This is a genomic window from Serratia odorifera (assembly GCF_041448735.1).
In the GTDB taxonomy this organism is placed as follows: Bacteria; Pseudomonadota; Gammaproteobacteria; order Enterobacterales; family Enterobacteriaceae; genus Serratia_F; species Serratia_F odorifera.
In genome coordinates, this window is record NZ_JBGMUT010000002.1 from 539871 (window position 1) to 560135 (window position 20265).

Annotated in this window: 17 protein-coding genes; all 17 read right to left on the bottom strand. The window is 58.9% G+C overall.

Annotated elements, in window-relative coordinates:
• Position 1 precedes the first annotated feature (1 nt).
• Positions 2 to 1945: a type VI secretion system Vgr family protein gene (locus tag ACCC84_RS08645; protein ID WP_039991961.1), complete on the bottom strand. Its 1944-nt coding sequence runs from the start codon at positions 1943 to 1945 to the stop codon at positions 2 to 4.
• Between the two features lie 210 nt (positions 1946 to 2155).
• The gene (locus tag ACCC84_RS08650; RefSeq protein ID WP_371901745.1) at positions 2156 to 3595 is read right to left on the bottom strand and encodes a serine/threonine protein kinase; all 1440 of its coding nucleotides are present in this window, start codon (positions 3593 to 3595) and stop codon (positions 2156 to 2158) included.
• A 49-nt stretch (positions 3596 to 3644) separates the two neighbouring features.
• The gene (gene tssH, locus ACCC84_RS08655) at positions 3645 to 6362 is read right to left on the bottom strand and encodes a type VI secretion system ATPase TssH (protein ID WP_371901746.1); all 2718 of its coding nucleotides are present in this window, start codon (positions 6360 to 6362) and stop codon (positions 3645 to 3647) included.
• Positions 6363 to 6380: 18 nt separating this feature from the next.
• Positions 6381 to 7454: a type VI secretion system baseplate subunit TssG gene (gene tssG / locus ACCC84_RS08660; RefSeq protein ID WP_371901747.1), complete on the bottom strand. Its 1074-nt coding sequence runs from the start codon at positions 7452 to 7454 to the stop codon at positions 6381 to 6383.
• Positions 7451 to 9337 (bottom strand): type VI secretion system baseplate subunit TssF, encoded by a 1887-nt coding sequence (gene tssF / locus ACCC84_RS08665; protein WP_371901748.1) that lies wholly within the window; start codon positions 9335 to 9337, stop codon positions 7451 to 7453. The genes tssG and tssF overlap by 4 nt, the downstream gene beginning before the upstream one ends.
• Before the next feature lie 4 nt (positions 9338 to 9341).
• Positions 9342 to 9920, bottom strand: coding sequence for a type VI secretion system baseplate subunit TssE (locus ACCC84_RS08670; protein WP_371901899.1), 579 nt, complete (start codon positions 9918 to 9920; stop codon positions 9342 to 9344).
• A 2-nt stretch (positions 9921 to 9922) separates the two neighbouring features.
• Positions 9923 to 10744, bottom strand: a complete 822-nt coding sequence (locus ACCC84_RS08675; RefSeq protein WP_265332330.1) for a type VI secretion system accessory protein TagJ — start codon at positions 10742 to 10744, stop codon at positions 9923 to 9925.
• A 16-nt stretch (positions 10745 to 10760) separates the two neighbouring features.
• The gene (locus ACCC84_RS08680; protein WP_371901749.1) at positions 10761 to 11741 is read right to left on the bottom strand and encodes a type VI secretion system-associated protein; all 981 of its coding nucleotides are present in this window, start codon (positions 11739 to 11741) and stop codon (positions 10761 to 10763) included.
• Between the two features lie 35 nt (positions 11742 to 11776).
• Complete coding sequence (locus ACCC84_RS08685) at positions 11777 to 12550, bottom strand: PP2C family protein-serine/threonine phosphatase (RefSeq protein WP_004961366.1); 774 nt, start codon at positions 12548 to 12550, stop codon at positions 11777 to 11779.
• A gap of 32 nt (positions 12551 to 12582) precedes the next feature.
• A complete protein-coding gene (gene tagH / locus ACCC84_RS08690; RefSeq protein WP_371901750.1) occupies positions 12583 to 14397 on the bottom strand; it encodes a type VI secretion system-associated FHA domain protein TagH in 1815 nt (604 codons plus the stop codon).
• Positions 14398 to 14637: 240 nt separating this feature from the next.
• Complete coding sequence (locus ACCC84_RS08695; RefSeq protein WP_004961372.1) at positions 14638 to 15120, bottom strand: Hcp family type VI secretion system effector; 483 nt, start codon at positions 15118 to 15120, stop codon at positions 14638 to 14640.
• Between the two features lie 196 nt (positions 15121 to 15316).
• Positions 15317 to 15757 (bottom strand): T6SS amidase immunity protein Tai4 family protein, encoded by a 441-nt coding sequence (locus tag ACCC84_RS08700; protein ID WP_004961374.1) that lies wholly within the window; start codon positions 15755 to 15757, stop codon positions 15317 to 15319.
• A complete protein-coding gene (locus tag ACCC84_RS08705; protein ID WP_004961376.1) occupies positions 15754 to 16260 on the bottom strand; it encodes a type VI secretion system amidase effector protein Tae4 in 507 nt (168 codons plus the stop codon). The genes ACCC84_RS08700 and ACCC84_RS08705 overlap by 4 nt, the downstream gene beginning before the upstream one ends.
• 59 nt (positions 16261 to 16319) lie before the next feature.
• Complete coding sequence (tssC, locus tag ACCC84_RS08710) at positions 16320 to 17825, bottom strand: type VI secretion system contractile sheath large subunit (RefSeq protein ID WP_004961378.1); 1506 nt, start codon at positions 17823 to 17825, stop codon at positions 16320 to 16322.
• Between the two features lie 3 nt (positions 17826 to 17828).
• Positions 17829 to 18365, bottom strand: a complete 537-nt coding sequence (gene tssB, locus ACCC84_RS08715; protein ID WP_004961380.1) for a type VI secretion system contractile sheath small subunit — start codon at positions 18363 to 18365, stop codon at positions 17829 to 17831.
• Positions 18366 to 18486: 121 nt separating this feature from the next.
• Entirely contained in the window at positions 18487 to 19512 is a 1026-nt protein-coding gene (tssA, locus tag ACCC84_RS08720) for a type VI secretion system protein TssA (RefSeq protein ID WP_371901752.1), read from the bottom strand.
• A 25-nt stretch (positions 19513 to 19537) separates the two neighbouring features.
• Positions 19538 to 20257 carry a type VI secretion system-associated protein TagF gene (gene tagF, locus ACCC84_RS08725; RefSeq protein ID WP_004961384.1) on the bottom strand — a complete coding sequence of 240 codons (720 nt, stop codon included), beginning with the start codon at positions 20255 to 20257 and terminating at the stop codon, positions 19538 to 19540.
• Positions 20258 to 20265 lie beyond the last annotated feature (8 nt).

Consider the following 20265-nt stretch of genomic DNA (forward strand, 5'->3'; position numbering starts at 1 on the left):
CTTATCCTTTACCGTTTCCTTCGGGAAAGAAGCTTTGAATTTGGGAATTGATCGCATCTTTATGGCCGGCGCCTGGCGCATCGGTCTTTTTACTGCCGCTGGATGGGTTGAGGTTGAGCTTGCCACCGGAGGTGTTGATCTCACCGGCCTTATCCACGGTGATATTGAAGTTCACCCCTTTGATATTGATATTGCCTTCTTTGGTCAGTTCCAAAACGCTTTCCCCACACTCCAGGCGAATTGACTCGCCAGAGCCGATAATGAAGGCGCCAAGCGCGTTATCGGTACGCTTTTGTGCGGTCAACATGGTGGAGTCGCCCTTGACGCAAATGGTCTGGGTTTCGACCACGCGTTGTTCTTCTTTGCCGCCGACAAAGTGGGTATGGTTTTTATCAATGGTATGGGTTTCGTCGTTCTCCACGTCGATGTCCATATTGCGCTCGGCATGTAACCACACCTGCTCGGAGCCCGCCTTGTCCTCAAAGCGCAGGGCGTTGGCATTGTCCGGCGTACCGTCTTTCGAGCGGCTCATAAAGCCCATCTGGGTCGCGGCGGCCGGCAGCGCCCACGGCGGCATGCTGGCTTCGTTGTAGACGCGGCCGGTAACGATCGGCCGGTCCGGATCGCCGTTGATAAAGTCCACCACCACTTCGTCATTGACCCGCGGGATCTGCACACCGCCGTAACCCTGACCGGCCCAGGCGCTGGAAACGCGCACCCAGCACGAACTGGTGTCATCGCCTTTGGCCAATCGATCCCAGTGGAACTTCACCTTGATGCGGCCATATTTGTCGGTCCAGATGGATTCACCTTTCGGGCCGACCACCCGGGCGGTCTGCGGCCCGTGGGTTTTGGGCCATTCGGCACGCTGCGCCGGCCGCCATGGCACGTCCGCCGGGATAACGGTAAAGTCGATACGATGTTCGCTGGATTGGTCGTCGCCGCTGGCGTAGCGGTTCTCTTGCAGCCTATAGGTGGCGGCCAGCGTCAGGTATTCACCGTTGTCGGCAAGGTAGGGCGCGTTATACAGCGTGAACGTACAACCGGGGGCGATGCCCAGCGCGGTAGCGGTAGCGCTGATCTGTTGGTGCTCGGCCTGCCACGCTTCCTGACGTACGCGAGCGTAAAACTCACCCTGCTGGTGTTCGGTGTAGCGGCCCGGCCAGTCATAAACGTCGATCTGGCCCGGTGACGGCGAAACCGGGTTTTGCCGTGCCTGGAATAGCCAGGCGTTAGGTTTGCGGAAGTCGTAATCATCGACGCTGTAAATGCCCGGCGTTACCCGATCCGCCAGCGTCCACTGGCTGATGCCTTCTTCGCTGGTGCTGCCACCGGACGGCGTCAGGTGATAGGGGATCATTTCATAGCCGGGGAACGGCTGATGATGATGTGGTGCGTCGGCCAGCACCAGCGTGTGCTTGTCTTTTTCGTGCTTGAAGTAATAGTAAATCCCTTCCAGCTCCATCAGACGGCTGATGAAGTTAAAGGTCGATTCGCTGTACTGCACGCAGTAACCCCACTGGCGATAGCTGCCGGTCAGCTGATCCTCCAGTTGGACATTGTGCTCGCCGAGCAGCGTTTTGACGATCTGCGGAACGGTCTGTTCCTGGAAAATACGGAAGTTGCGGTCTTTGGTCATCGGCCACAGATCGGGCTGCATACGCAGCGAATACACCGAATATCGGGTGCCGCTGATTTCTTCGCTGCTGACGGCAATGGCGGTGATTTTGCCATTCAGGTAACGCGTTGGGCCGATCAGACCCGAGGTCGGGATTTCCAGCGTCAGCGGTTGGCCGAGTAGCGCCTTGCGATCCAGTCGCGCGTCTTTGCTCAGCAATTCAACGGTGAAATCAAACGGGGTGGAAAGGGCTTCGCTCCCTTCCAATGAGCGGAACAGCAACTGCTCCTGGCCCAGCGGGGTATGCGCGATAATGCGGTCGAACATGAGAACATCCTCGGTAAATGACATCCCCGGTCAATTTGACGCTGTCCCTGCATGGGCTGCGGGCTGTCAGCCGCGTCACTTACCGCGTAAGCGCCGCGGAGTCTGCCCGCTTGCCGTCCTGAGTCAATGCCAACCGTTGGGGTAATGATGCCAATCCCATGAAATAAGATAACAACGGCGCCGGAAGTCCGACGCGCGGTGGGGGAGGGTTTAGCCGGCGCTTGCCGGGTTGACCAGCCAGGTGCCGGCGCTGTCGATGGTCAATTGCTGACGTCGCAGGCTGTCATTGTGGCGGATCTCTAACCGATAGCTGCCCGGTGCCAGATTCAGGCGGGCGTTGCCGTTGCTATCGGGGTGCAGCTGCTGCGCCTTGCCATCCAGGGTCACGTTTTCACCCGGCTGCAATTTGAAATACACCAACGCTACCGGAGCCGGTACCGGTGCCGCTTCAGCCGGCGCTGCCTGCTGTGGTGCGCTCTGCTGCGCGCTCAGCGTTTTCTCCGCCGGCGGCGTATTGGCGTTCTCAACGACGGCGGTGGCGGGTTGGCTCTCTTCCGGGCTGCTGGTGATCCAGCTGATGGCGCCGATAACCAGCAGGGCGGCGACGCCGGCGCCAATCATCATCGGGCGGGATAGCTTGAGACTGCCAGCGGTGGCGGTGCCGGCTGCGGCTGCGCTGGCCGCCGGATTGGTGGCGATCAACGGCGGCTCTGGCGTCGCGGCCGGGGTACTGACGATCTCCGCTTCGTCAGCGACCGTCAGGTGCAGCAGCTCGGCCATCTCGTCAATGGTTTGTGGGCGATCTTCCGGTCGCAGCGCCAGCGACTGGTCGATCACCCGCAGCAGTTCCTGTGAATAGCCCTCTGGGCGACGCGCGGTCAGCGGTTGATAACTGTCTTCAATGCTGCGCACCACGCTCACCGGCGGCGGGCTGCCGACAATCAGCGTATGCAGTACCGCACCGAGCGCGTAGATATCGGTCCAGGGACCTTGCTCGCCGTCGCTGTTTTCGGTGTATTGTTCGATCGGCGCAAAGCCCGGCTTGAGCATGATTTCCGTTTCGTCGGACAGGTTGCCGATCTCTTTGCGTGCCGAACCGAAGTCCAGCAGCACCGGCAACTGGTTTTCCTGAATCTGGATATTATCCAGCGAAATATCGCGGTGCAGGTAACCTTCCTGATGAATGGTGTTGATGGCGCTGAACAGCGGTGGCAACAGCCTGCGGATCCACGCTTCGTCAACGATCTCCGGCTGCTGTGCCTTGAGATTTTTCAGCGTGGTGCCGCTGTAGAACTGGGTGCCCATATAGGCGGTGCCGTTCTCTTCCCAGAAACGCAGCACGTGCAGCAAGCCGGGATGAGAAAAACGGGCCAGCAGCCGTGCTTCCTGAATGAAACTGTTCAATCCGGCCTGGAACGTCTTGCTGAAGCGTTCACCGCGCAGGCTGAGCGTCAGATCGTCATTGCGCCGCGCCAGCTGGGTTGGCATGTATTCCTTGATGGCAATAGTGCGTTCGAGCTGGTGGTCATAAGCGCGATAAACGATGCCGAAGCCGCCTTCGCCAATCACTTCCCTGATTTCGAACTCATTGAACCGATGGCCGATCGGCAGGCTGTTTGAGTTCGGTTTTTTTATCCCGGTTCCCGACATAATGGCTACTCTCTGTGTTCAAACGGTCGCCGCCGGGGCGACCTTGGCATTAAGCCTGAAATTGACAAACAAACTCGTGGTCTTGCAGCGTGATATGCAGCTGACGGTAACGTTGATCGTTGGCGCTGGCCGACAGCAGGGTATGGCTGATCTGCGGCAGCAGGGTATTGGTCAGGATCGCGTCGACCATGCGTCCGCCGGACTCCACTTCGGTACAGCGGCTGACGATAAGCGAGATCACCGCATCGTCGAAGGTGGTGGTGATGGCATGGTTTTCTGCCATACGGCGCTGTATGCGGCCAAGCTGCAAACGTACGATATTGCCGAGCGTGGCGTCGGTCAGCGGGTAGTACGGCGCCACCAGCAGACGGCCCAGCAGCGCCGCCGGGAACACCGACAGCAGCGGCTGGCGTAGCGCCGCGCTAAGCGCCTCAGGTTCCGGCATTAACTCCGGATCGCTGCACAGACCGGCGATCAGATCGGTGCCGACGTTGGAGGTCAGGATAATGATGGTATTGCGGAAGTCGATGTGACGACCTTCGCCATCTTCCATCCAGCCCTTGTCAAAGACCTGGAAGAAAATCTCATGCACGTCCGGGTGCGCTTTTTCGATCTCGTCCAGCAGTACCACGCTGTAAGGGCGGCGTCGTACCGCTTCGGTCAATACGCCGCCTTCGCCGTAACCAACGTAACCCGGCGGTGCACCTTTCAGCGTGGAGACGGTGTGCGACTCCTGGAATTCGCTCATGTTGATGGTGATGACGTTCTGTTCTCCGCCATACAGCGTTTCCGCCAGTGCCAATGCCGTTTCGGTTTTACCGACGCCGGACGGACCGGCCAGCAGGAATACCCCCACCGGTTTGTTCGGATCGTCCAGCCGGGCGCGAGAGGTGCGTACGCGACGGGCGATCAGATCCAGCGCGTGACGCTGGCCGATCACCCGCTGGTTCAGGGTATCGGACAGCTGCAATACCGCGTCGATTTCGTTTTTGACCATGCGGCCCAACGGGATGCCGGTCCAGTCGGCTACGACCGCCGCGACGACGTTGGCGTCCACCGCGGCGAAGATCAGCGGCGCCTCGCCCTGCAACGCATTGAGTTGCTGTTGCAGCTCGCTCAGTTGCTCGCGCAGCGCATCGGCGCTGAGCGGCGCTTCAGTCGGCGAGGGATCCTCGGCGTGGTGGGGCGGCGCGGGTTCGCTGGCGCTGTGGCCATCGTTGTCGTGCGGCGTTGGCGGCGTTTCCTGCTGATGCAGCTGGCTGCGCAGATCGATAATCTGCTGAATCAGCACCAGTTCTTGTTGCCAACGCTGGGTCAACTGCGCCAACTGTTGTTGCAGCGTGGCCAGTTGAGCTTCGATTTCTTCAGGACGTTGCAGGTTGCCAATGCCGACTTTGCTCTCGCGGCGGGCAATCTCCAACTCGATTTGCAGTGCCTCGATACGGTGACGGCAATCTTCCACCTGCGCCGGTTCGGCATGCTGGCTGACCGCCACGCGCGCGCAGGCGGTATCCAGCAGCGCCACCGCCTTGTCCGGTAACTGGCGCGCCGGAATATAACGGTGCGACAGGCGCACCGCCGCATCGACCGCCTCATCCAGCAGCAGCACGCGGTGGTGCTGTTCCAGTGGACTGACGGTACTGCGCAGCATCAGCAGCGCTTTGTCCTCGCTGGGTTCATGCACCTGCACCACCTGGAAGCGGCGGGTCAGCGCCGGATCCTTTTCGATGTATTTTTTGTACTCGGACCAGGTGGTGGCGCCGACGGTACGCAGTTGACCACGTGCCAGCGCCGGTTTCAGCAGGTTGGCGGCATCGCCGGTGCCCTGGGCGCCGCCAGCGCCGATCAGCGTGTGAATTTCATCAATGAACAAAACGATCGGCGTCGGGCTGGACTGGACTTCATCGATCACCGCCTGCAGGCGTTTTTCGAACTCGCCTTTCACCCCGGCGCCGGCTTGCAGCATGCCGATATCCAGCAGCATCAGCTGTACGCCACGCAGCTGTGGCGGTACATCGTCGGCGACAATGCGTAGTGCCAGGCCTTCGACCACGGCGGTTTTACCGACGCCGGCCTCGCCGGTCAGCAGCGGGTTGTTCTGGCGGCGGCGCATCAGGATATCAATAATCTGGCGAATTTCTTCGTCACGGCCGGTGACAGGGTCGATCTCGCCGTTGCGCGCACGGGCGGTCATGTCCTGCGCATATTGTGCCAGCACGCTACCGCCGCTTTGGCTGGCAGTGGCGGCGTTACCGTCGACAACCGGCGCTGCGGACTGTGCCAGTGCATTTTCGGCAGAATGGGCGGTGATGTCGGCAAACTGCGCCATTAAAATATCGCTGTTGATGCGCTCGAACTGGCCGGAAATGGCCTTCAACTGGTGGCGCAGACTGTAGGTTTTCTGAATGCCGAGCAGCAAATGACCGCCGCGAATGGTCTGGGCACCGAACTTCAGCGAGCCGTATACCCAGGCGCGCTCCACCGCGTTGTCGATGTGTTCCGAGAGATCGGAAATGGCGCTGGCGCCGCGCGGCAGGCGATCCAGCGCCTCGACGATATCGTGCGCCAACTGCGCTTCGTCAACGGCAAAGTGGCGGAAAATCTGTTGCAGATCGCCGTCTTGAGCCTGCATTAACTGGTGCAGCCAGTGCGCCAGTTCGACGTAGGGGTTGCCGCGCAGCTTGCAGAAGGCGGTTGCGCTTTCCAGCGAGGTGAATAATAAACTGTCCAGTTTGCCAAATAATACCGAGCGGCTGATTTCAGACATGGTGTTCCTCAAGTCTCGTTAAAATGGATTTTCCAGCGGTTCCGGGCTGAAGATCAGATCGCCGACGTCGTGGCGTCGTTGCGCCGCGGCCATCCAACTGCTGAGCCCGAGACGCTGAACACCGCCAAGTTGAGTGCCGACCAGCTGTTCTTTTGCCAGAATCAGCCGCACTTCCCAGACGAATTCAATACCAAGATACTGTCGTACCCAGTCGCGGAGCTGTACGCACAGCGATGCGCCGGGCAGAAATCGGTCGTAATCGCGTTGAGACATCGGCCCCAGCTCGATACGAAACTTATGCTGTACATCACGCACCGCCACGCCAAGAAAGGCGGACTCCCCGAGGCGTGGCGCATTGCGGCCAGCCTTCAGACGCGCTTGTTCACGCGGCTCCACCCGTAGCCAGTGCGGGACGTTTTCCACGATGCGCACCGGTACCTGAAAATATTGTCGCAGAATCTTGCTCAGGCCCTCCGGATCGCGACTGTGGCGAATCAGATGACCGGCCATAAAATGCTTGGCGTGGGCATTGATCGCGTCACGCCGGCGCTGCGCCGGCTGGCCGTTGCCAATCAGGCTGGCCAGATAGTCATCGAAACGGCCGTTATCGGCGCGATCGAGCGACACCGTCGGTTGCGCATCGGCCCAGGCGCGGTAGAACAGCAGCGTCAGGCGGTGATGGAACAGATTGGCAAAGGCCATCAGGGTGGTGTCCTGATGGTGATGGATCCGTTCGCGCACGTATTCGGTCAAATGCAGCGGCAGCGGCCCATTGGGTCCGAACAGGCCGAAGCTGAAGATCGACACCTCATGCAGCGGACTGCCGTCACGCGGGCTGACTCGCGCCAGCGTTGATGGCGCGAACGACAGCGACGGCTCCTGGCCAAGTCGCAGCATTTCATGGCGCGGCAGCGGCGCACGGCCCAGCAGATAAGGCTGTCCGCCTTGTGCGTCGAGGCGGCGCAACAGCTGGAACAGATCGTATTGATACGGCGCGGCGCGCAGCCGTTGCCAGAAATCCTCCGGCAGGCGGTAAAGCGCGTTGATCTGCGGCCTGTCGCTGACCGGCCGTTCGGTGACGCTGTCGCTCATATCAACGTCCTTTTGCCCATGCGTGCCTGCCAGTGGGCGATCTCACCGCGTTGCTGGCTGGACAGCGTCATTTCGGTAAAGGTGTTCATCGCCACCAGTCGGGCGAACAGCCGCTCCAGCACGCTGCCCAGCAGGTAGGGGCTGCTGCCGGAAAACGCCTGATCGTCAACGGTAAGATCAATGGCAATGCCGCGCGCGAACACGATCGGCCCTGGCTCCGGCACCCGGCGGTAGACCGGTCGCAGATGACAGTGACGCACCCCCTGGATCTGCTTGGCGACCGCCGGTTCGCTCAGGTTGCCGTACAGGCCGAGCAGTTGTCGCAGGCTGGCTGCGCCTTGTTCCGGATCGCCGTCCATCATGCTCAGGTAGTTGAGTTGCAACTGGCTGATCAGTCGCCAGGTGATCATGCCGTCCGCCAGCGCCGGGCGCGGGGGCGTAGGCCCTTTTCTCAGCGTGACCTGTTTGATCGGAATGGAATCCGGCATCACGAAGTTGCCCTGATCCTGTTGCAGCAGCATCAACGGCAAATCGCGGCTGGTGCACAGTACGTCGGCGGTCAGGTATTTCAGATCGCTGTGCCACGGTGACTGGCGTTCGTCCACCAGCGACACGAACACCTCGGAACCGAGATAGCCGGTGCGTGTGCCGTAGCGACGTGCATGTTCAGACAGCGTGCGCTGTTCGCGGCGTAGTGAGAAATAGGCACCGTAATTGCCGTCATCCTCGCTCAGGGTGCTGTAAAACGGACGAAACTCCTGCTCGTAGCGTTTTTCGCTGGCGCTGCCTCCCAGCCGTTGCACCGAAAACACCTCATAATCCAGCGGGCGTATGTTGTCGACCACCAGGTGATATTCATGGTTTTTCTCGTTGACCGTGATGCGTTCGGCGACTTTCGGGAACAGGTTGATCACCGGCGTGCAGTGCAGCGCCAGATGGCTGACGTCGATTACGCGCTCCAGCGCGGCATCCTGCTTGTCGAGCAACACCACGATGTCGAACTGACGCAGCGGTTTTTTGCCTTCGCGAACCCCGTGCAGCAGCGGCTGTAAGCCACCGATGCTGAAGAACTGAAAGCGCGCCGGGAAAGCGAAGTATTCCTGCAACAGGCGATAGCCGTCAAAGTTGCGCAGATCGTTGGGTAATAACGCCTGCTCGGCGTCGAATCCCTCCTGGCGCAGCGCGTCCTCTGCCAGTACCCGGCGCTGCGGCTGTGCATCGACGGTTTGGCACAGCAGGCCGACGGTATGCTGCATCAGCAGTTCCAGCAGTTGCTGTGCTTGCAGATCCGGGCCGGCCAGGTAGAACATCAGCCGATCGAGATTCAGGTTGTTCAGCGTGACGGTGTCGTAGCATTCCAGCGTGATGCGCAGCGCGCTGACGCAGCCACTGTGCTGCAAGCCGAGCAATGCCAGTGGAATATCGGCCGGAATGCCGCCCAGTTCGACGTTTTTCAGCCGTACCGGTTGCAGCGTGACGTCATGCGCGGTGGTGTAACTGCAGGTAATGCCGTTTTTCTTCAGCGTCTGGCTGTCCATCATGGTGCCGCGCGGTACCACGAAGCCGTTGCTGATATCGCCCTTATGGCTGTCCGGCTGTAGCTCGGCAATCGCCATCGACGGGGTGGGTGATAAATAATTCGGATAAATGATTTCCAGCAGCCGCTGGGAAAAGCGCGGGAACTCTGCGTCCATCTTCAGCTGTACGCGTGAGGTGAGGAAGGCGAAGCCCTCCATCAGGCGCTCAATGTACGGGTCTGCCACATCAATGCCACGCATGCCAAGACGCCCGGCGACCTTGGGATACTGTTCGGCAAACTCGGCGCCCATCTCGCGCAGATAGGCCAGTTCGCGGTTGTAATACTCTAAAAGTTTACTGTCCATCGCCTTACCCTATGTCTTTCAGATCGAAATGGCCGTTTTCCAGGTCTACGTCGGTACGGAACAGAAACTCCAGCGGGTAGGGTACGCACCATAGGCGGCCCTTGATCTCAATCGACAGCACGTTGTGTAACTCCAGCGAACCGGTATCGGAAATACAGCGCACCTGCAGGCCGTCGGGCAGGATGCGCGGCTCGAAATTGAGGATCGATTCGGTGAGCGCGCGTTGAATATCCAGCCATTCGATATCCGACATGCGTTTGCCGGCCAGCGAGGCAATGCCGTAATTGAGGGTTGAGCGACGTACCTGCGGCAGATCGGCGAGGTCGAGATTCGATTCGCTGTTGACGCAGTTGAACAGCCATTGCAGATCGCGCAACACCCGGCGGCGCAGTTCACTGTGTGACACCAGGTTGCGCGTTTGCGCTTCCTTTTTTTTCTGCGGTTCGTCATCGGTCAGCAGATCCAGCAGTACCGGTTGCATTTTGTCGCGCGAGGTCAGGCGATCGCTGTCCTGACGCTGGCGATAACCCTGACGACGCAGATCGCCGTCGCTGGGGGGCGCGGCCGGGCGTTTGGCGTTCATCATCAGGCGTCCTGGTTAAAACTCAGCTGGCGCAGACCGTGCAACGGCAGCTCGTCGCTGTCGCTCAGCCAGGTTTTCAGACCGAAACCGGCATAATGCGGGCTGTCGCCCAGCGGCTGCCATTCGGTACGTTTGCCGAGCAGCAGCGCATCGTCGCTGCCTGCCGCCAACGGATAGCGCGCCGGCAATTGACACACCTGCTCGCGGCCGTCGGTCAGGCGCACCAGCGCGTGGCTCCACACCAGATCGATGGCGCTTTGCGGCGCCTGAAACTGAATGTCGGCGATGTCGCAGAACGGCAGCCAGTAATACACGCCGTTCAGCGCCAGTTCGCAGATCGGGCCGAGACGGCCATCGCCGTCCATCAGCCAGTCGAAGCTGAGGGTGTTATCGCCGTTGGCGTCGGCCTGCGTCAATTGCCCGCTCACCGCCGGTGCCTGTTCCAATGCACTATCGCGCGAGGCTTGCGCTGCCTGATGCTCGCCGTTGATGTCCTGTTGCAGTGCCTGGATCATCAGCGCCAGCCACTGCGGGTCCTGTTTCAGTAACGCAGGTGCGGCCTGACCGGCGAACACCGCCTGGCGTTGCAGCTCGGCGTCAACCGACTGCATCAGCAGCAAGGTGGTGGGTTGCGCGATGGGTTTCAGCGCTTGCCATGATTTTAATTGCGCCTTGGCTCGCTGCCAGTTGCCGCTCAGGCACAGCAGTTGCACCAGGGCGGCACGCAGATCGGCGTCCGCCGGTCGTGCCTTGATTTCAGATTCTACCGCCAGCGTTGCGTCACCGATGGAGCCACCTTGCAACATTTCAGTTAATGATTTCACAGCACTTCCTCTTGATTCAGTGGGCAACGTTGTTGACGGACAGATAACTGCCGCTGGCGGGATCGGCGCGGTCGGCAACCAGTTTATCCACCAGACGTACCGTGAGCGTCGCGTTGTGCTCGCTCAGCAACGGTTGCCAGGCGGCCTGCACCTCGGCGACGCGTTGCTTGACGCGTTCGGCGTCGGCGGCCTCCAGACGCGGCAATTCGGCGATAAGCGCGCCGTTAAAGATCCAGGCGTGCTGTTTGGCATCAAACGGCAGCAGCAGATAACTGCCGGCCGCCTGCGGATTGGCGAGCACCAGCCGTTGCGCGTTGGCGCTGACCACCTTCAGTGGCCGGGTGGCCACGTCAATGTTCATCAGCGGATAGCCCTGGTAAAAACTGACGGACGGCGTCAGCGTTTTCCCGCCTTGTTGCAGCGTGACGGCGCTGTTGCCGTTCAGCCAGCCGTCGACGCACTGCAAGGCATCGCCGCTGGGGATGAACAGCGCGCTGCCGGCGTTGCCCTGGCCCCAATAGGTGCGGAACTTGCAGCCTTGGGGCAGGGTGAATACCTGTGCCGGGGACGCGTCGGCCGGCGCGGAGTTGACCGCCACCGCCGGTGGTGGCGCAGGCGCCGGTTCTGTCGACTGTGCCGCCGCGTTTGCCGCTATTTCCGGCTGCCATTTGCGGTTTTTGCTGGCGTTGCCGCTAGCCAGGGTCGCGCCGCTTTTATCGGTCAGCGTCCAGGGCAGTTGCGTGGCTTTGGCGCATTGCTTTTCCAGCAAATTGCCAACGCGTGGCAGAAAGTCATTCAGCACCGCGGCGTCGCGACTTTTGGCAGACACAATGCGCAGCGGAATGTTTTTCGCACACCAGCTGGCAGGCTTGTTGTTCTTGACGTCGTCGATGAATACTTCGAGTTTTTGGCTGGGGGAATACACCAACCGATAATTTGCCGCGTGAACGGCAGGCATCGCCATCAGGGCGATAACACCGGGCATCCAATATTTCATCGTTAACCTTGCTAACGTGGGCTGTGTTAAGCGACTCAATCGCGCGAAAGGAAACGTTCGGCATCCGCCAGCGAATGCAGCAGCGTGGTTTCTTGCGGCGAGCCAATCCATACGGCGATAGCGCTGTAGTTATCGCTGTTATTATTTTTCTTCCATGCCTGTTGCATCAGAGCGATCCACTCACTTGGCGAATTGACCATGTGCAGCGACTGCTCCAGTTCCGACTGGGTAAAGCTGTGCCAGAAGCCGTCGGTGCACAGCAGGAAAACGTCGCCGTCTTCCAGTTGCAGCACATCGCTGTAGGTGGCGTCACGCTCTTCGCTAAGGCCGAGCGCAAAGTACAGCAGGTTGCTGTTGATGCCGCTGGTTTGATAGCCGGCGTCCTGCATTTGCTGGATCAGGCTGTGATCGGTGGTCACGGCATGCAGATAACCGCGGCGGAACAGGTACAGGCGGCTGTCGCCGGCATGCGCCCAGTAGGCCAACTGATAATCGCGATCGATAAACAGGCTGACCAGCGTGGTGCCCATCTTGCTGAGCTCGTCCGACTGGTTCTGTTGCTGGTGGATGGCGGCGTTGGCCTGCGAGATGTGCTGGCGAATGCTCTGTGCATTCAGGTGCTTTTCACCGTCGAAATTATGCAGAATGGTGTCGCGCGCCAGCTTTGCGGCGATATCGCCACCGGGAAAGCCGGCGATGCCGTCGCACACCACGAAGCAGGCGGCGCGGTTGCCAACCACTTCACCGGTTTGATCCTGATTGGAATCGCGGCCACCTTGATTAGAGGTAGAGGCTATAGTGATATTCATTACGCGTCCGGGTTGAGCCAAAATTGCGCCTATCAAGACAGGCCCTGGGTTTGTGAGTCTTTATATTGATTCACTTCAACGTCATAGGCGTGCAGGAAGGCTTCGCCAAACAGCGTATGGAAGTCATCTTCGATTTCGCCTGCGGTTTGCTGATAATTTTTGACAAAGTAGTCCCACAGCGCGGCCTTGCGGTTGGACGGCAGCGCCAGGCGCGGCGCCGAACCTTCCTTGCGCGCTTCTTCTTCCAGACGGTCCGGATTAAACGACTGCAACATTGCGGCGATGATGGCGCGGATACCGGCAATCATCCCCAACTGGTGAGCCTGTAAATCGATCAACGCGTCGCGCACCGCCTGTTCCGGTGGCATAAAGCCCGGCATCTGGCTGCCGAACATCTGCATCAGCACGGTTTTCCCGGATGGCAGCAGCTTGAACGGGTTATTGGCCTCGTCGAGGATCATGGTCATTTCCGCCTTCACGCCGCGTTTGAGAATTGAGCGCGAGGAGAGCAGGGCAACGGTACCTTGTGAAAACAGGCTCAGCAAACGGCCAACCTGGCGTACCTGTTGTTCGTCGAAATGCGGCTGCGGCTGCAGATCGTCCAGCCCGATGCCCTGCAGCAGCGCGTTCAGCAAAGGCCCTTCCAGCAGATCGCCGTTCGCCGTGCCGGCGTTTTGCGTGCGGGGTGACTGATAGGCCACCGGATCGATTCCCAGACGGTTGCCAGTGCGAGGCCGGTGCTGCGGTGGCTGGCTGAATTCAGGTTCTGCTGCGGCAGGTTGGGCAAATTGCGGCTCTGGCGCAGGCGGCATGCGTGGTTCTTCTTTTGCTGCCACCGGCGGCACTGGCTGCGCAACGGACGGCGGCGGCGTCGGTTCGATCGGCGCAGGCTTCAGCTGCTGCGCTTGCGGTGACGGTTGCGCTTGCCGTGGCGCCGTGGACGGCTCGGCGTCCATCTGGGTCAGCGGTACGGCTCCGCCCATCAGCAAGCCCAACGGGTCATTGCCGTTCAGTGCGTCCGGCGCGGCGGGCGCCGACGATGCGCCAAACAGTGCCAGTGGGTCGAGTTCTTCGCTCGGCTGTTTGGCGTTTGTTGCGGTTGGTGCCGCACTGGTGACCTTGACCGCCGGTTGCTGCGGCGCCTGTGGGCGATTTTCCGCCAGCAGCGCGCTCGGCGTGGTGTCGGTCAGAATATTGTCACGTTCGAAGGTGCTATCGGTGTTGAACAGCGCGCTGGGATCGGTCTGTTTTTGCTGTAACTGATGCAGATCGACGTTGCCGTCCAATTGGCTCAGTGGATCCGCCGGGTTCAGCTCGGTGTGCGGTTTTTCCAACAGCGGGTTATGACCGCCGTGAGCGGGGGGGGCCGGCGCGGGTTGTGCCGTGCCGCCGACCGGCGTGAACTCTTCCACCAGGCTGTCCCAGATTTCGTTGGGGATTGGAGCGGCGCCAGGCTGCGTTTTGGCGGCCGGTGCGGCATCGACCGCGTTGGCGACCACCGGCTGTGCCTGCTGAACCGGCGCTGCCTGCTGGTGCAGGGCACTGACCTGAATCTGATAATCGTCGATACCGAGGATATCGCCGTCTTGCAGTTCCACCTGACGACCACGCTCCAACGGGATATCGTTCAGCAGTACGCGGGTCACGTTGCCACGGTTGGTGATGCGGCATTCGCCATCAGCAGAAATATGCACAATGGCCTGCAAGCGGGAAATGGCGCGCTCTTCATCCGGTAATACCAGATTGTTATCCACGCTACGGCCAATAGTGCCGCCCGGCGGCAGAAAATCGCAGCTGCTTTGTGGCGGCAACTGGCCATTTTTGTTTTGTACAATGGTAAATCGCATAAGGCATTCCTGCTGATTAGGTTTTAAATATTACAATACCCTCACCCCAGCCCTTGGGCAGGAAAGGGCTGGGGTGAGGGGAATTAACGTGGTTAACGCGTAGACTGATGCTGACAAGCAATGAAAATGATTACGCGGACATAAACCATATGTGGTTACGCATATGGCAGTGAAGGGCATCTTTATTATTGTCATCGATATATGAATGCCCCTCTTATTGAGGGGCATAATAGACACAGATTACGCTTCGCGGTTTTCCTTGATATTCCAACCGGCGCTGCTTTCTGCACCTTTACCGCCTTTGTCACTCTGCTCCCAGTATTGCTGTTTGACTTTCGCCGCCTGGAAGGAATAAGTCACGCCAACGGTATCTTCGCCACCGGCACCGGTGTATTGCACCGCGGTAACCAGCACGTCGTCGAGGGTGATCTTCACATATTCAACCTGGGTACCGCCGGCCTTGCAGACGGACAGCTCTACCTTGGTCAGGTGTTTACCGCTGGAACAGTGCTTCAGCAGCGCAGGGGTTGATTTATCGACCAGCGCATTGACATGCAGATCGTTAAAGCAGACTTTACCGGCACCGCCGCCGCCGCCCACGCCCATGTTACCGGGTTGGGAAGCGCCCCAGGAGAAAGAAGTAATGTCGGTCCAGCCTTTGTGGTTTGAATCTTTAGATTCGCCGCTGGCACCTTCGACTTTCAGGAACATATCAATAGCCATAGCTCATTCACTCTTTATTAAGGGTTAACAGTAGTATTAACGTTGCGTTGAAAAATTCAGGTTATAGCAGCAGGAAGTCAAAATGCGGTAATGCACTACCAATCAATATCCTTGTGCCATGCACCTTGTGAAATACCGGGTTTAACGGTATTGATTACCGAGCCATTATTAATCGTGCCAATGGCTCAAGTTTTAATTATTGCGGGTTATCCTGATTCCAGGAATGATTCGCATCGCCGACGATAACTTCGCGTGACAGGGCGTCCAGCTCGGCGCTGTGATACAGCCGCAGGCAGTTTAACGTAACGCCTTGACTCTGGGTTTTTGCTTCGCTGTGGGACGCATTGTGGTTGGATTTGAATTTATCGATCAGCGCATTGATCTTCGCATCGCCTGATTCGATATCAAAGGGCATCCACTCCCTCATGGCGTTTGCCGTTCTGGCAGCATCAACAGAAAATGTATTGTCCGCTTCGGAAACCTGCGCCAGACAACGTGCCAATGCCAGTTCTTTAACCACCTGGCTGTAAGGCATCTGTTTGATAAATGCCACCGGATCCAAAGCATCTTTGGCCAGCGTTTGTTGCGACATCGCCAACAAGGTTGACACCAGACCGACCGTGAACAACGTCTTCATGGCAACTCCCAAAAATTGGCTCGAGGCGTCGAGTAATTGGTTCCTGGTTGATTAAAATAACAGTGATCGGAACACTGGCTGCCGTTCCAGAACGTGGCGTGTCCACCGGCGTTATCCCAACCCGAAACCTCAAACAAGATCAATCCCTTTTTATTCGCCAACTGGGACACCGGCAATTGAGGATAATTAACCACCAAATCAGGTTTGCCCCAGGTTTTGGTCAAATAGACCACCAGGTCGCGCACGCGGAAAAAGTACCATTTCTTGTCGGCACCGGAGACCGTCAGTTGGCTTATACGGGGAACCGGGTGCCCGGTGTAATTGAGCACATAGCTCATTCTTACCGCACAACTGTTCTCCCAACCCCCTGCGCTGGCGGGTATCTCGAAATTACGTTTTACCGCCCCACCAATGGTGTTTTTAACTTTTACCAAAGCATCGTTCGGGTCGTAAATATTTCTGGCCGCCGTCCAGGCGGCCAGAAAGCGGGGTCTTGCTCCCATACAGCGTCTCCATTTTCTGCTTGCTCAGGCTGCGTTGCCGCAGCCTGATAACGGGGTTATCAAGAGGCGTCGTTCTGTTTCAGCGACGGCAGTTTGGAAACCAGACGCAGCGAAACGGTCAAACCTTCCAGTTGGTAATGCGGACGCAGGAAGAACTTGGCGCTGTAGTAACCCGGGTTGTCCTCGATCTCTTCGACCTGAACCTCTGCGGCTGCCAACGGCTTACGCGATTTGGTTTCCTGTGACGAGTTGGCGGGATCGCCATCGACATAGTTCATGATCCAGTCGTTCAGCCAGCGTTCCATATCGTCACGCTCACGGAAGGAACCGATCTTGTCACGGACGATGCACTTCAGGTAGTGGGCGAAGCGGCAGCAGGCAAACAGATACGGCAGACGCGCGGACAGCTGGGCGTTGGCCGAGGCGTCGGCATCGTAGTATTCCGCCGGTTTCTGCAGCGATTGCGCGCCGATAAAGGCAGCGAAGTCGGAATTTTTACGGTGTACCAGCGGCATAAAGCCGTTTTTGGCCAACTCCGCTTCGCGGCGGTCGCTGATGGCGATTTCGGTTGGGCACTTCATGTCCACGCCGCCGTCGTCACTCGGGAAGGTATGGCATGGCAGGTTTTCCACCGCGCCGCCGGATTCTACACCGCGGATTGCCGTACACCAGCCAAACTCTTTGAACGACCGGTTGATGTTGGCGGCCATCGCGTAAGCGGCATTGGTCCAGGTGTAGTTGCCGTGAGTTGCGCCGTCGGTTTCTTCTTCGAAGTCGAACTCGTCAACCGGGTTGGTGCGGATACCGTAAGGCAAACGCGCCAGGAAACGTGGCATTACCAGGCCAAGATAGCGTGCGTCCTCGGATTCACGCAGGCTGCGCCAGGCGGCGTACTCGGTATTCTGGAAGATTTTGGTCAGATCGCGCGGGTTGGCCAGTTCCTGCCAGGACTCCATCTGCATCACGCTCGGCGCGGTGCCAGCGATGAATGGACAGTGCGACGCGGCACCGATTTTCGCCATTTCACCCAGCAGCTCAACGTCCTGCGGGCTGTGGTCAAAGTAATAGTCGCCCACCAGGCAACCGAACGGTTCGCCGCCGAACTGGCCATACTCTTCTTCGTACACTTTCTTGAAGATCGGGCTCTGGTCCCAGCCCACGCCCTTGTGGCGCTTCAGCGTGCGGCCGAGTTCCTGCTTGGAAATGCTCATAAAGCGGATCTTCAGCATTTCGTCGGTTTCGGAATTGTTCACCAGATAATGCAGGCCGTGCCAGGCGCCTTCCAGCTTCTGGAAGTCTTCGTGGTGAATGATCTGGTTGATCTGCTGCGACATTTTTTCGTCGATTTCGGCGATCAGTGCCTGAATGGTGCGGTAGGCGTCGGAAGACACGGTAACGGTGTTTTCCAGTGCCTGCTGCGCCAGGGTTTTCACCGCATTTTCAACCGCTTCTTTGGCCTGATCGGTCTTTGGACGGAACTCTTTGTTCAGCAGCGCGCTGAATTCGTCGCTGGAGAAGGTTTCGGTGGTCTGCAACGCATTCTGTTGCTGAGGCAGGTTGCTCATCAATCAGTCCTCCTTCTCGGTGTTGTCGTCGGTAGACGCCGGCTTTGGCGCGTTGGTCAGGGACTTCAGCAGCTCGGGGTTTTGCAGGATCTTGGAGATCAGCTCTTCGGCACCGTTCTTGCCGTCCATATAGGACAGCAGGTTGGACAACTGGGTGCGGGCTTCCAGCAGGTTATCCAGCGAATCCACCTTGCGTGCGATGGCGGCAGGGGAGAAGTCTTCCATGCTTTCAAACGACAGATCGATATTCAGCTTGCCTTCGCCGGTCAGCGTGTTGTCGACCTGGTAGGCGACGCGCGGCTTCAGCGATTTCATGCGTTCGTCGAAGTTGTCGATATCGATGTCAAGGAATTTACGCTCATCAACGCTTGGCAACGGGTCGACCGGTTTACCGACCAGATCCGCCATCACCCCCATCACGAACGGCAGCTGGATTTTGCGTTCTGCACCATAGATTTCGACATCGTATTCAATCTGTACGCGCGGTGCGCGGTTGCGGGCGATGAACTTCTGTCCGCTGCGGGATTTCGAGTTTGCCATGAGTTACTCCATCTGATGATGATTAAGAACGACTTACGTGGGCATAAGCGCGTTCAAATTCTGGCCTGACGCGCATTGCACAGGCGACGAAAATGTGTGAAGAAAACAACGCATTTTAAGGTCAGTTGTTCTCCTCGTTATCCGGGCGACCAAGGATGGTCTCCAGTTGATTGAGACCATCAGGCGCCAGATCGCGGACGATTTGCAGGAAGTCCAGGGCAATCAGCCGCTGTACCCGATCGATCATCAGCGGAGCCGGGTGGCTTGGCTCATGCCGCTGAAAATAGTTTTTCACCTTGTCCAGCATCAACTGAGCGTCATCGCGCGACTGGATTTGTGCGCTGCGCCAGTTGAGCGTTAGCGCAGCGCCAGGCGCGGCTGCCGGGCTGACGCTGGCGTCATCGTGGTGGTTGTCTTGCGGTTCTTCTGCCGCCGGCGCTGCGCTATGGCACGCCTGCGCCAGGGTGTTGAACATCTTCATCAGGGCGTTCATTTCCGGCAGAGCGCTTTCGCCCAGATGCCGGGTAACCACCTCGCGGATGGCGTTGAGTTGATGAATGATGTTTTGCACCCATTCCGCTGCCGGCTGCTCCGGCTGCGTCAGCTCATCCTGCAAGCGCGCGCGGCCGCCGGGGAAAGTGGCACATTCCAGCTTGCTGCCATCGAGCAGGGCGCAGGCATCACGCAGGGAAATCTCGCCGGCGGCCCCCTTCAGCAAGGTTGCGTTGCGCACGCAACTGGTCAGCGCTGCCTTGTCGCCAAGGTCGGCCAGCACGTTGATGCGAAACAGCGGATCGGCTTCGCCGTCAAACTCCAATGGCGGCAGCAGCGGCTCCCAGTAGCGTTCCAGCGCCTGATGAGTCAGCGCCAGGCCGTCGGCATAACCTTGCAGGCCGCGCAACTGCGCCCAGGCGTGAGTCAGACGCAACATCACGCGTAAATCCTTGGTCCGCGACAACAGGGCGGTGGCCAAACGTTCAACCTGCATCCAGTCCGGCGCTTCAGCCGGGATAATAGTGCTGCCAAACTGTTGCTCGGCCTTGCCTGCCGAGGCCTGTTCCATCGCCAGAAAATCGGCGTCGTATTCCAGGTTGTCGCCACAAGGACGCTCGGCGTCAACCGGTGCCAGCAGGGTTTCGATAACCATACAGTTTCTCTATAGTAAACTACGTTTAATCAAACATTTGCGGATACTGGCCGCCGCGGCCGGGCCTGGCCCAACCGTTGGGTTCAAACAGCAGCGAAAACAGCTGCACCGTCAGGTTGCCGCTGTGGACGTGGGTATAAAGTGGGTGGCCGTCAGCCTGATTGGTCCACCAGAAGCTGGTGTACTGTGCCGGATCGAAACAATCGGCGGCCTGCTGCCAGCCCAGCCCCGGCACGTCCGGATGGCGAAAGCCGATAATCGACAGAATCTCGGACTCGCTCTCTTCCGGCGGGATCGCCAGCGCCGGGATCGACAGCAGGGAACGGTCAATCTGTTCGGCCGAAAACCCGTTGCGCACGCCGTTGAGCAGCGTATGCCCCAGTTGGCGATACCATTCCGCCGCCATGTTTAACTGCTGGCTGCGCCACTCTTCCGGGGTAAACAGCCGAATGGCGCAAATCGGATAGTGGCGACCGACGCGGTCGCGCGCCGGCAGCAAACATCCCATCTGCACATGTTGGCTGCCGAGCGTAGCAGGAATGACGAAGTTCCATACCGGCGCATTGCTGAACGGATGCCCGGCATCGCCCGGCAGATTACGCTGCAAATTGACCAAGCCATTATGGAACCAATGGGCCCAGTTATTGACCACTAAGTCGGGCAGGCGGCGCTGTAAAAAATCACCGGCGGTAGGGATCTTGCCATACCAGCCGATGCTCGCTGTCGGGCTCTGGTCATTGTTCATGGTAATGA

Excerpts from the sequence above, each read along its gene's own strand:
- ACCC84_RS08645 (WP_039991961.1), bottom strand. The coding sequence starts at position 1,945 with ATGTTCGACCGCATTATCGCGCATACCCCGCTGGGCCAGGAGCAGTTG.
- ACCC84_RS08650 (WP_371901745.1), bottom strand. The coding sequence starts at position 3,595 with ATGTCGGGAACCGGGATAAAAAAACCGAACTCAAACAGCCTGCCGATC.
- tssH (WP_371901746.1), bottom strand. The coding sequence starts at position 6,362 with ATGTCTGAAATCAGCCGCTCGGTATTATTTGGCAAACTGGACAGTTTA.
- tssG (WP_371901747.1), bottom strand. The coding sequence starts at position 7,454 with ATGAGCGACAGCGTCACCGAACGGCCGGTCAGCGACAGGCCGCAGATC.
- tssF (WP_371901748.1), bottom strand. The coding sequence starts at position 9,337 with ATGGACAGTAAACTTTTAGAGTATTACAACCGCGAACTGGCCTATCTG.
- ACCC84_RS08670 (WP_371901899.1), bottom strand. The coding sequence starts at position 9,920 with ATGAACGCCAAACGCCCGGCCGCGCCCCCCAGCGACGGCGATCTGCGT.
- ACCC84_RS08680 (WP_371901749.1), bottom strand. The coding sequence starts at position 11,741 with ATGAAATATTGGATGCCCGGTGTTATCGCCCTGATGGCGATGCCTGCC.
- ACCC84_RS08685 (WP_004961366.1), bottom strand. The coding sequence starts at position 12,550 with ATGAATATCACTATAGCCTCTACCTCTAATCAAGGTGGCCGCGATTCC.
- tagH (WP_371901750.1), bottom strand. The coding sequence starts at position 14,397 with ATGCGATTTACCATTGTACAAAACAAAAATGGCCAGTTGCCGCCACAA.
- ACCC84_RS08695 (WP_004961372.1), bottom strand. The coding sequence starts at position 15,120 with ATGGCTATTGATATGTTCCTGAAAGTCGAAGGTGCCAGCGGCGAATCT.
- ACCC84_RS08700 (WP_004961374.1), bottom strand. The coding sequence starts at position 15,757 with ATGAAGACGTTGTTCACGGTCGGTCTGGTGTCAACCTTGTTGGCGATG.
- ACCC84_RS08705 (WP_004961376.1), bottom strand. The coding sequence starts at position 16,260 with ATGGGAGCAAGACCCCGCTTTCTGGCCGCCTGGACGGCGGCCAGAAAT.
- tssC (WP_004961378.1), bottom strand. The coding sequence starts at position 17,825 with ATGAGCAACCTGCCTCAGCAACAGAATGCGTTGCAGACCACCGAAACC.
- tssB (WP_004961380.1), bottom strand. The coding sequence starts at position 18,365 with ATGGCAAACTCGAAATCCCGCAGCGGACAGAAGTTCATCGCCCGCAAC.
- tssA (WP_371901752.1), bottom strand. The coding sequence starts at position 19,512 with ATGGTTATCGAAACCCTGCTGGCACCGGTTGACGCCGAGCGTCCTTGT.
- tagF (WP_004961384.1), bottom strand. The coding sequence starts at position 20,257 with ATGAACAATGACCAGAGCCCGACAGCGAGCATCGGCTGGTATGGCAAG.